1 protein-coding gene (cut by a window edge) is annotated in these 13,752 nt (G+C 35.0%); it reads right to left on the bottom strand.

Features of this window, described 5'->3' with window-relative positions; all coding sequences use genetic code 11:
* Positions 1–13,752, bottom strand: the 5' portion of a protein-coding gene (gene ebh / locus ACZ267_RS03315; protein WP_463680287.1) for a hyperosmolarity resistance protein Ebh. 2,628 nt of this gene lie to the left of the window's left edge; only the first 13,752 of its 16,380 coding nucleotides appear in the window; its start codon is at positions 13,750–13,752; its stop codon lies beyond the left edge, outside the window.

Genomic DNA, 13,752 nt, shown 5'->3' with positions numbered 1-13,752 from the left:
ATGTGTTAAGGCATCTTGTTGTGCATGTCTTAAGTTTTCTGTACCATTTAGTGCTTTTTCAGCAGTAGTCACTTGAGATGCAGCTTGTGTAATTGCATCAGGATCCATTGTAGGTGATGCTATTGGGTTAACGATTCCATTGGCATTATCAACTTGACTATTGTATGCATCTTGTAAATTTTGATTAGCGTCTGTATAATTTTGACTCGTTTTAATATTAGATGCATTAGCAATACTGTCTCTTAATTTATGTATTGCGTCATTGAGTACTGTTGCTTTATTTTGAGTAGTATTTATATCAGGTAAAGTTTGTGCTAGTGCGATTTGTTGTTTTAACTGGTCTCTTTGAGCATCATTGAGAGAAGTTAATCCATCGATAGCTGTTGTTGCGTTTTGTTTTGCTTCACGTAAGTTTTCATCACCATTTAAGTCTTGTTTAGCAGCGTTAACTTGTGATGTAGCATTTGAAATTTCACTTGGAATTAAGACTGCACCTTGCGTACCATTAATGATGGCTTCTGCATTATCAACTTGATTTGTGTAGGCTTGTTGTTTATCACCACTTGCATTGATGTAATTGCCGCTTGTTAAAGTATCATTTTTATCAGCAATAGCTTCTTTTAAGCTAGTCATATTGTTGTTTATTTCAGTAGCTAATTGTTCAATTGTTTTTACATCTGCAACACGCTTACCGTTAGATACTTGCGCTTTTAAAGCGTCTTTTTGAGCATCATTTAAATCAGCACTGTTACTTATAGTATTCATTGCGTTACGTTTAGCATCTTCAAGGTTACGTTCTCCGTTTAATGCTTGTTGTGCCTGATTGATTTGATTAATAAGGTTTTGAACTTCATTCATCGGAGTATTAGGACCTGATTGTTGGTTAACAATGCCTTGTGCAGTAACTAAATACATATCATAATCAGATTGTTTTGATTGATCAGCGTCTAAGTAGTTTTGAGTTGCTTGTACTGATGGTTGATTGTTCACTAATGTATTTAATTGTTCCATTGCATCATCTAACGATTGAGCTTCTTGTTTAATTTGATTTACATCAGCAATATGATTTGCTTGATTTACATTTGCTTCAAAAGCCTGTCGTTGCGCATCAGTTAAATGTGTTAACGTACCTAAATATTGTTGTGCACTTGCTTTCGTATCATTTAATTTTTGATCACCATTTAATGCTTTTTTAGCTGCGACAATTCGTTGTAAAGCTTCTTCTACTTTGTCTTGAGATGTATTAGGACCATTTGCTTGATCTAATATAGCTTCAGCAGTTGTTACACTTTGATCATAATCAGATTGTTTAGGTTGATCGGCATCAGTATAATTCTCAGTTGTTTTAACTTGTGGCGCTTGATTCACTTCAGCTTGTAATTGTTGCATTGCTTGATTTAAATCATTAGCTGCTTGTTTTACTTGATTAACGTCACTTATATGAGGCGATTGTTTGATTTGATTTAATAAATTCGCTTTTTGTTGATCTGTAATTTGACCTAATGTATCTAAATATTGTTTTGCATCTTGCTTAGCAGCTTCTAAGTTTTCATCACCATTTAATTTAGTTTTGGCTGAAATAACTTGTTGAGCCTTGTTATTGATTGCATCCGGATTCATTTCAGGATTAGTTGCTGTATTAATGATATTTTCAGCATCTGTTACTGCTGCATTATATGCTTGTTGTTGATCTGGAGATGCATCATGGTAATCTTCATTATCTTTAACAGTTGTTTGGTCAGCTATACTTTGTCTTAATGTGTCCATTGCTTGATTTAATGTGTCGGCATTGTTTTGAATACCTTGAACGTCACTAACTGTTTGACCATTATCAATGTCTTGCGTTAATTGTGCTTTTTGAGCATCTGTTAATGATGTAAGTGAATTTAATTGTTGTTTAGCGTTTTGTTTAGCTTGATCTAAATTCTGAGTACCATTTAATGCTTGTTCGGCATTTTGAACTTGTCTTAAAGCTTCTTCTACTTGCGCTTTATTTTTATTTGGACCTGCTTGGTTAAGAATGTCTTTAGCCGCTTGTACTGCAGTTGTGTAATTCGCTTTATTGTCTGGTGAAGCGTCTTGATAATTTTGACTATTTAGTACGGTATTCTCATTATTGATACCATTTTGTAAGTCAGACATCGCTTGATTTAAATCGTTAGCAGTTTGTGTTAACTGTTCGATATCAGCAATACGATTAGCATGATTGATATTGTCAGTCAAATTAGCTTTTTGAGCCTGATTTAAATGAGTTAAGCCATCCAATGCTGTAGTTGCTGTCGTTTTAGCTTGGTCAAGTCTTTCTTCTCCATCTAAAGCATCTTTTGTTTGGGTAACGTTATTAGTCGCTTGATTAATTGTATTCACATCAAGTGTTGGTTGTGATGTTTCATTAATGATAGTTTCTGCATTTGTTACAGCATCATTATAATTTAATTGTTTTTGCTGCTCTGCATCTATATAATCCTCGCCTTGTTTAACATCCTCTTTATTCGCAATCGATTGTTGTAAATTTGCCATAGCGCCATCAATATTATTAGCAAGTTCTTTAGCATTATTTACTGTATCAATTTGATGCGCGTCATTGATTTGTGTTTCTAATGCTTGACGTTGCGCTTGATTTAAATGTGTTAACTGACCAAGAGCGGTAAGCGCTTGTTGTTTTGCATTATTAAGGTTGGTATTACCGTTTAATGCTTGCTCTGTAAACGTGACTTGTTTTAATGCATGATTGACTTCATTTGGTGTAAGTATAGGACTTTGACCTGTACCTTCAACGATAGCTTTAGCTTGATCATATTTATTGTTATAAGCCGTTTTTAATTCAGGGTTCGCATTGACGTAGTTATCACTTTGAATAAGTTGATCGTGATTAGCGATACCTTGTTTTAATGCTGTCATCGCATTATTTAAATCGTCTGCATTTTGCTTAATATCATTAGCTTGTTGAACATTTTGTGCTTTTGAAACTTGTTGAATTAATGCATTTTTTTGTGCTTGATTTAAATCACTAGCTCCTACAATTATTGCGGTTGCTTCATCTTTAGCACGTTGCAAATTTTGTTGTCCATCTAATGCAGCTTGGCTTGATTTAACATTTTCAGCTTGTTGATTGATTGTCGTTGGATCCATGATTGGTTGTGTTTGGCTATCAATAGTACCTTTTGCATCATCAACGGCATTATCATAACTTGATTTGATAGATGGTGTTGCATCTATATAGTTAATACCTGTCTTAAGTTGATCATTATCAGCAATGCTATCTCTTAATTTAGTCATTGCATGATTTAATTGATTAATATCATTTTGTAATGCTACAAGTGCCGCATGATTTGGTGCAGCATTAATTTGTTCTTCTAAACGATTACGTTGAGCATCATTTAAACTTGTTGCATTTTGTAATGAAGTCAATGTTGGTTGACGATCTAAAGTTAGATTAGAACGTGCATGATTTAAATTCGCTTCATTTGTTTGTGCTTGTGCTACTTTAGCTTTAATTTCAGCTACAGTTGGCTGACCAGCAATAAGTTGATTTAATTCATTTAATGTTTGTCTCGCTTTACCTAACTCTTGATGATAAGCCTCTAATGAAGCGGATGTCATACCATCAGTATCAGTTGGTTGATTAATACTTGCTTCTAAACTATTTTTCGCAGCTTCTAATGGTGCTTTATCAGGTGTTAAATGAGCTTGAGCTTGATCTAAATCAGATTTAACGGTATTTGCTTGAGCTACATTTGTATTAATGTCTTGAACAGTTGGATTACCATTAAGTACTTGTTTGATAGCTTCAAGTTTCTCTTTAGCCGCATTTAATTTGTCATTAAATGTATTAATAGAATCTTGAGTCATGCCATTTGTATCAGTGTTATCTGCAGTATTAATACTTTGTTGTAATGCGTCTTTTGCAGCTTCTAATGGCGCCTTATCTACTGTTAATTGTTGACGTGCTTGGTTTAACGCATTAGTTACATTATTTGTTGCACTTGTGTTGTTATTAATATCATCAACGGTTGGATTACCATTTAAAACTTGTTCTATTTCACGAAGTTTTTCACGTGCTGCATTTACTTTGCTGTTATAATTCGCAACTGATTCTTGAGTCATGCCATTTGTATCTGTTGGTTGATTGATACTTTGTTCAAGTTCCATTTTGGCTTGTTGTAATGGTGCTTTATCAACTGTTAATTGTTGACGTGCTTGATTTAATGCATCTTTCGCAATGTTTGCTTCATTCTTATTTGAATTGATGTCTCCAACACTTGGTGAACCATTAAGTACTTGAGTTATAGATGCAAGTTTTGCTTTCGCTTGTTCAAGTTTTTCATTATAAGCATCAATAGATGATTGCGTCATGCCTGTCGTATTTGTAGGTTGATTAATACTTTGTTGTAACGCATTTTTCGCAGCTTCTAATGGTGCTTTATCAGGTACTAGGTTTTGACGTGCCTCATTTAAAGCTTCTTTGGTAGTAGTTGCTTGATTCACACTGTCATTGATTAGAGCGACAGTTGGGTGGTTATTTAAGACGTGATCAATTTCTTTTATCTTTTCTTTAGCCGCATTTAATTTGTCATTAAGAGCATTAATTGAATCTTGCGTCATACCTGTTGTATCAGTACCTTGTGCTTGATTTATCGCTTCTTGAAGTTCAACTTTTGCCTGTTGTAATGGTGCTTGGTCTGGCGTTAAGTTTGAACGTGCGTCGTCTAATTCAGCTTTAGCATCATTTGCTGCTGTTGTATTTGTATTGATTTGATCCACGGTTGGATTGCTATTTAAGACTTGATTAATTGCGCTCAGTTTTTCTTTAGCGGCATTTAATTTTGCTTGGTAAGTATTAATCGAATCTTGTGTCATACCTGTTGTATCAGTAACTTGATTAATACTTTGTTGTAACGCATTTTTCGCATTTTCTAAAGGTGTTTTATCTACTGTTAATCCGTTACGAGCTGTATCTAGAACTGATTTAGCATCATTTGCATGTGCAACATAATCTCTGATTGTAGCTACGTTAGGATGAGATTGTAGGATTTGATTAATCTCTTGTAATTGTTGTTTTGCAGCGTTTAATTTTTCATTATAGTTGGCTACTGATTGATCAGTCATACCTGTTGTGCTTGTTGTTTGATTGATATCATTTTCTAGATCAGCTTTAGCTCTTTCTAATGGTGAAACATCAGGTGTTAAGTTTGCAATCGCTTGTTTCAATGCATTGTATTTATCTTCTACTTTTGCTTTTTCGTTTGCGATATCTTGTTCTGTTGCATCGCCATTATTAATGACTTGTTGTGCTGCTTCAGATTCAGCTTGTGCAGCTTGTTTCGCTTGTTGGTATGCATTAATAGACTCGGTTGTCATGCCATCTGTTGATACTGTTTGGTTAATCTCATCATCAAGTTTGGCCTTCGCCGTTTTAAGTTCGCTATTATTTGCTAAAGGTTGCAACTGATTAATCGCTTGTGTAATACGTTCATTCACTTGGTCAACTTGTCTTAAAGCATCTTGAACTTCTTGAACAGTTCGAATTGGCTTGTTAATAATTGCATCGGCTTTTTGACGTGCTTGAGTTAAATCAGGATTAAGAGCTTGCATCGCTTGGTTATAAGCTGTGATACTAGCTGGTCTCATTCCTGTTGTTGTACCAGTTCTATCAAGTTGCTGAACTGCTTGTTGTAAAGCACTTGTATCTGCAGTTAAATCCGATTTGGCTTGATTTAATGCTGTTAATGCTTTATCTACATTTTGTTTTTGTTCTGCAATTTGTTGTGCTGTGGCATCACCATTATCAATGACTTGTTGTGCTTTTGTGATTTCAGATTGAGCAGCTTGTCGTTTCGCATTGTAATTATCAATACTTTGTTGTGTCATACCATCTAATGATGGTTGTTGATCTATAGATGCTTGCAAGTCATTTTTAGCTTGAACTAATTCATGATTGTCAGCTTTATTTTGAAGTAATGCTTTGGCTTGATCAATTTTTGCTTGAGCAGCTTGAACAGTGTTTAATGCTTGTGTCACTTGTTCAGGTGAAGCGAATTGATCTTGAATGACTTGGTCTGCTTGAGTAATGGCAGTATTGATTTCACTTTGAGCATTTGTCATCGCATTATTAAACTGCGTGATACTTGCTGGTGTTTTACCATCAGTACTGATTGGATCATCTAAGTGATTTACCGCTGAAATTAAATCACGTTTGTCTGACTTAGTAAAAATCGTTTCAGTAATTTGTTCTGTGCTACCATCATCATACGTTATGACAACTGGTATGGTTGTTGTACTACCACCTGCAAGATTAACAGGTAATGGAGTACCTTGTTTAATTGTTGCATTTTGTTTGTTGATAACTTGTACTGCATTATTAATATCCTCAGGTGTGAAGTTAGAACCATAATCTTTCACAATTTGATTAATAGTGACAGTATGTGCATTAGGTATATTATAAGTATTTGTGTTTGTACTTTCTGCATTACCCGAACCTGCTTTTGCAATTGTAGTGACATCACTATTAGGTTTGATTGTATTTGCATTGAAAGTTACTTTACCAGTTGCACTATCTACTGTGACATAACTTGGTTTGTCAGCAATTGACCATTGTCCATTAGGACCTTGAACAACTTGTAATGTTTTTGTCTGTTCACTAGTGTTACTTACTTGTTCGATGTAAGTAATCTCTACCGCTGTTGTTGGGTTAACAAGGTTATTTGGTAAATTATTTGGTGCGATTTCTACTTGTCCATTTTCCCAAATGTGAGATGTAGCTTGATTAGGTTGAGGTGCTACAACTGTAAACATTTGACTAGGTTGTTCGTCGCTTATTAATTCTCCATTACCTTGTGTTGCAATGACTTGAATATTGTCTGATGGACTGAATGTCCCTGCCGCGATAGTGATACCATTTTCTGTACCTACTACACCGTTCACGCTTTGTGCAGAGGTTTCTTTTGTCCATGGGCTATTACTATTATTACGTATAAATGTTGTAATGACTTGGCCGTTATGTTTAATAACCAAACGATCTGCGTACGTATCGACATTACCTGTACGAGTATTAATAGATTGGTTTGCACCTGGTGCTATTGTAATAACACCTTGCTTGGATTCAGAAATTTGAGGTACAGAAGGTTGTACATTTCTAATTATAAAACGTGCAGGTTGGGACGTTGCGAAAGGTTGACCGTTATATAACACATCATATTTTGCATTTAATACTTGAGCAGAATTTGGTTTATTTAATGCTTCCCAACTTTCACCATTAGTACCAGTGGTTGCTTGATTCCAATGATATGTAAATCCTTCAGTTGGTAAACCATTATTATTCACAATGTGTTGATATTGAGATGCCTCAATACCACGGGCAAAAGTAGTACCTATCGTTGTTGTATATTCATTAGGACTGAAATCAAATTGATATACATTTAAACTAACAGGAACTTGTACAGGTGTTGTTATTCCAGGATATGTCACATTAATTGTTAAATTTTGAACACCAGGTTGACTCGTACTTGGTTGTGCTTGATTTGCCCAATCTGCAGTAATGCCATTTGTATTGGTATTAGGATCAAATGTTACATAATGTAATGCGTCAGTACCTTGAGATAGTTGACCGCCTTGTACTTCGCGTGTTGGTGCTTTAGCACGTGCCACTGGGTAAATTTTGACTGGAATATCTACATTTCTTGTACCTTGTCCGTTCGGTAATGTAACAACTGCTGTTTTAGTAAAGTTACCTACATTATTCTTCCAATTATCAGCATTGTCTTGCCATACAGCTGTAGCGCCTTGAGGTAATTGATCGATATAACGTGCGGCACTACTAAAGTCATTTTGCGTATCATCTTTTATGAAATGAGCGCCGTCTGGAATTGCATGCAATTGTGGTGTTACACGTACAGGATCACTTTCAAATGAATCTACTGTAATATCTTGTGTTACATCTTGAACTTGTCCTTGGTTATTTTGAGTAGTGTATGAGATATGTCTAGTGGTTACGCTCGTTTTAGCTTTGATTTCGCCATCTGGTAATGCATCACTTACAACTACAGTTGCATTATGTCCAGGACCATAATTGGTATGAGAAATCGCTAATGATGTGCCATCGGATTTTAATAATGTAACTGGTGATTGGTTTAGAACATTATTAATTTTGATTTCTTGATTAGTTAAGCCTGCTTTAAATAAAACTGTATTACTATCAATGCGTGGCGCATCAGGTCGTACATTTACTAAGAATCTAACATTTTCACTTTGCCCGTTGGCATAAGTAACACGGACCAATCTAGTTTGACTACCTACTATATTAAGGTTTGGTGGTGTATTTCCATTACCGACAAATGCAAAGTTCATCTGTTGTGTATCGTTATCCCATGAATGAATGATTGGTTTAAGATAATCTTTTGGATTGTTTGGATTATCAATACCAGGAATTGGTGTAACTCTATTGGTTACAAATACTTGTTTTGGAATTGATCGTACTACCATATATGATGATTCTTTAATAATTGGTGTTGTTTCACCATCAAATAAGATATTAGCTTTAACTGTAATACTTTCACCAATACGAGTATTGTTTTTGTTTGGTGTATTATTTGGTAGCCATGTAATTGTGGCATCAGGAACTGGATCACCGTTTTCTAAGGTGAAGAAATCATTTGGTGATGCACCTTTACCATTAGGGAAATCTTGTCCTTGAATGGTATATCTTGGACTAGCTACAACGTTGTAAAGGATATGTTTTACAGGAACGGTAACTGTTGATGTTGAACCATCAGCAAACGTAACTGTAACGGTTGCTACAGGTGATTGGTTTAATCTTCCAACATTACCAGTTACAACTTTACTTCTAATTTCATTTGCACCGGCTGTGGCATATGGTCTTGTACCTGCAATATTAGTTGTAGTAATACTATCGATAATCTTTTGTTGATCTGCTTGTGAAATTGTTGCATTGTCACGAATATTTGCTATTCTAATTGGATTTCCAACAGTTGCATTGGTTGTCACACGGTATTTATCTTTTAACGGTTTAACTGTGACGTTAAATGACTGATTAGTCGTGTTTCCACTTGTATCTGTCGCAACTAATGTAATCGTTTTATCACTACTTGTAGAGACATTTGGTGCTTGTAACGATACTGTTTGATTATTATTGCTAACTGTGCCTGCTATTTGAGAATTAGGTGCAACTTGTACACTACCTAAAGCATAATTATCATTCGCTGTAATATTGTTTGTGAAAGTTTCACCAGAATACACGACATGATTACTGTAATTGCCAACAGTTAATGTCGGATTCACACTATCACTTGGTACAAAATACACGTTAATGACGTCAGTAGTGTTTGCTTGATTACTATTAATCGCTTGTAAATAAGCTGGTGGGCCATATGGTGATAAGAATAATTGTGCTCTATATACAGGACTATTGTTACCAGTAATCGTATTGTTTTTAATAACATGGTCTATTGTAAATGCTGGCACACCATTTCTGGCAGATTCATTCACATTTGTTAGAGATGAATTAGTTTTATTTGAGCTTAAATTTGAATACGTAATAGGTTGACCACCATAGCCACGACTTGTTTCAACTAAATCTAAAGCTTGGATGATTTTACCGTTATAGGTGAATTCACGTTGACCGCCCGCATCAGGAGCTGTTAAAGAATAACCTACTGGATTATAGTTTGGTGTTCCACCTGCTTCGGCCAATGCTTTTTCAGTACCTCTTATATTAGTTCTTAGGCCTGGAATAGTCGTATTCGCTGTAATCAGTTTTAAAACATCATTAGCATTAATGGTTCTACCAGAAGTTGCGTCATAACGATAAATTAATGATTTATGATCTGATGACCATTGGAAGCCTCCATCTGATTGACGTCCAGGGATCGTTTGACTTGTCCAACCTACTGAATAGTCATTGGGGAAATCCACCCATCTTAAGAAATTCATTGTCGTTGCATTAGATGTAAATGATTTTTGTAATTTACCTTTTGTGATATTTACAGTTATCGTACTTGTATTTAATCGATTTAGCGTATTTGTAATCTCTATATTGCTATCAGTTAATTGTAGTTGGCTACTATTCGCATTTATAAATGCTTGTTTTATTTGCGCTTTTTCATCATCAGTTACATTAAATGTTGAAATACGATATACACGTTGGTCACCTGTTGGTTGGTTCACATCTACAACTTTTAATTTTAAAGTTAAAGGTGCTTGATCTTGTCTATAAGCATCACTCGCATTTAATTGATACGTATATGTACCGACACCTAATTGAGATATTTGTGATGAATTCGGCAATGCATTAACTGCAGTGATAGTAAATAGTGAACTTTCTGGCATATCTGCGCCATTACTTAATGCAAAGTATTGTTTTAAATCACCAAATTCAAATTGTTGACCTCTAGCTATCGTCACTGTTGCTTCTTTAGTATTGTTACCTTCGGCATATATTGATTTTCGAACTGGTTCATAAGTTATTGCATTAGTGATTGAAATCCGATCTGTTGATCCATCTTTATAATTAAAACTAATCATATCTGTGGATGGGATATTGATTGGACTTGAATCTTCTAGGTATGGAATGATATTAGTATTAACGGCTTTTAGAGCGTTAATCACATCTCGTTCTTCAGCACGAGTTAAGTCTCCAGGATTAACTACATTAATTTTTTGAACATTAGGTAATACAATTGGAGAAAAATCATTACTCATTTGGCCAATATTGATTGCAATTTGTTTAGATTGACGACTATTGGTTGTATTATTGCTGTTATCTGTTGCAGAAACATTGAATCTGATTTGACTATTGAATGGTTGATTATCAGATACATTTCCCGTAATTCTAAGTGTACCACCCTCACCATTTGCGTTTTGCACAAATTGAGAAGTCCATCCTTGTGGTAATCTGCTAACATTTACAGATTTAATTCCAGTACCATTTGCACCGTCTGTAATATCAATCGTAAAGTTGACTTGTTCACCTTTATAATATTTATTTTTTAAATCGACAGGGTTACCAATTGTTGGTGGTGTGTTGTCTGCCTGTATTTCAACAGCATTACTAAAATTAGATACCACCTTCTTATTGTAATAAACGATTGCTCTGATTACGCCAGTATTTGGTAAGTTCTGTACATAGTCTTCTGGATTGAATGTCACACTATTACTTGTACTTGTCGGCGTTGCACTAGCTATAATGTCGTAATTTTTTGGTACTGAAGCGGGATCATTTGTACCATCTTGTGCTAAATTTCCAGTTGCAACTAAATACACAAGGGCATTAGGATCTGCAGGTACATTAGACACTGTGATAGTTGGTTTAGTTCCACCTTTTCCTCTTAATTCTCGAACAGTTGTATCGATTTGAGGTGGCAATGGTTTGACTCTAATTTCAAATGGTTGTTCTCGTTTGCGTAATCGTACGATACCTGAATAATCGCCAGGTGCAATATTACCTACCAATTCAAGGTTTCTTTCTCTATTATTATTAGTTCTGCCAGCAGCATTTTCAATATGAAGTGTACTTGGGATACCAGTGATTTCCCAATCATTATTACTAAAATCTTCATTACTTGCTAATTGAATGCGTAATGGTTGAACATAGTTAGATGTGTTACCACTGCTTGTATAACTATTGCCCATATTACCTTGAAATACATTAAAGACTGGGTGTCCTGCTGATTTAGATTCGGGTGATTCTGCACGGTTATTTGGATCGTTATTTGTGAAAAAGCCCATATTATTTTGAAGTTCAGGTTTCACATATAAATAAACTGGCATTAAAGTTTCGTCATTACCATATCTATCTTGAACGCTAAATCCAATATTTAACTTGATTGGATTACCTGAGCGACTTGCGTTAATTAACGTTTCATTATTGATTAATTGATAGATTTGATAGTCATTTAATTGGATGTGAGGTCCATGACGAAACGATTTTGAAGGTAAGTTAGGATCGAAAAAACCAATAACTAATGGACTCGGCGTTCTAACATAGCTTAATGGGTCCGTAGCAAAATCTTCAGAGTTTTCATCATTTGAATCTAAAATAAATTTTGTTACATCTCTTCTCAAAGTTAAATCATATACGTTTTTATAATTGCCTAAATGATATGTACGATTGGTAACTAATGTAAAATCTTTAACTCTTTCTGTAAAATGATTTAATGGTTCGACATATAGCTCGTTATAGCTAAATAGTTGTCTATATTCTAAAGCTCTACCACCGGCTGCATAATAGAAACGTGATGCAGTGTTTCCTTGTGTTCTAAATTGGAGTGTATAACTTGCGTTACCTTTTCCAATAAATGCATACATTCTGTCAAGACCCGTAATTTGGTTTGGAAATTCACCATTTAATAATGCAAAATTTTGTTCACCGTTTGTTCTCGCATTATCTGATGCATCTTGTTCATGTTGAAATTCAGGTGCACGTGCAAATTCTTTAAAGCTATTAATATGAATCGTAGGTTCATCATAAAATGTATAGCCTGTACGTGGTCCTTGTACGAAATTAGAGGCACGAGAACTGTCAATACCACCTGCAGTACGCCACATGAAAGGTAATGGTTGACCTTCTCCTGCGCCAACACCTAAGCTACTTACGATATTAGAGTTGTCTGGGTCTTCAATCGATAATCTTGCTGGACCTACTGGTGTCTGTCCATCCGGTAAGCCAAACCAAAATACCATGTGCTCATGCATTTGATGACTTTGATTAAATTTAATCGTCCATTCATAACCATCTTTTAATCGTTTCGTAACGACGTAGGCAATACCTTTAGAATCGGCAGCTCTTAGACGTTTCCATGGTGTATTAGGTAATGAAAATGGTGTCCCTTTGTTAGCTGCATAAATATAAGTACCTTCAGGGTAACCTGAACCATCATTTGGATTATCTACATAGTAAGATGTAATAGCTGATTGATAACTACCAGATGATCTTGATTCGGCTGCACGTTCTTGAATATGATGGTTGCGTCTTGTTTGAGATTGACGCTTAGGTAATGTGCGTATCGTTGCTACTGCTTGTTCTAAATCTTGATATGCAAGTTGCAATGATTTTTCACTGATTGGATTATTGTTTCCAAGTAACGTATTGACTTTATCGAAAGCCTGCTTAACTTGATCATATGTTGGTTGATCTACTTTATCTCTATCTATAAAGCGATAATCATGATAATTAGCATCAAAGAAAGCTTGTAACGAATCCTTATTCAATTGAGCCGGTTGCGTTAAATTACTTTCTTGTTCAATGCTTTGATGTTTTACATTATCCACGTTTGCAGTTAACTTATTTTCTACGTTATTTACTTCTGCAGAATGAGATTGATTATTTTGTTCTAAATCATTTGAATGATTAGAATTTGCTGTTTGATCAGTCGTTTGAATGGAATTTTCATTATCTGTTGAAACGTTATCTATAGTTTGTGTGTCTGTAGGATCTTTATGTGTTTGAGAGACCACAGTTTCTTTAGATGGTTGTTCTGAAGTTATAGTTTCATCACTAGTTTGTTCATTAGCTAGTTGGTTAGCTATTGATGAATCGGTATTAGATTTCGAATCGTCATTTACCTCATCCTGTTGATGTAGTAATTGTTGTGACGCCGTTTTAGTGGTATTTAATTCTTCAGCTTGTGCATGAGAAGCATTAAAACCTAAAAAGACTAATGTCGCAATGACAGTTGAAAACGTACCAACTGTATATTTACGAATACTAAACTTCTGTAATTTCTCACGATTATTCAC

The sequence above is a fragment of the Staphylococcus sp. AC872 genome, assembly GCF_979255425.1.
This window is presented reverse-complemented; position numbering and strand designations above follow the sequence as displayed.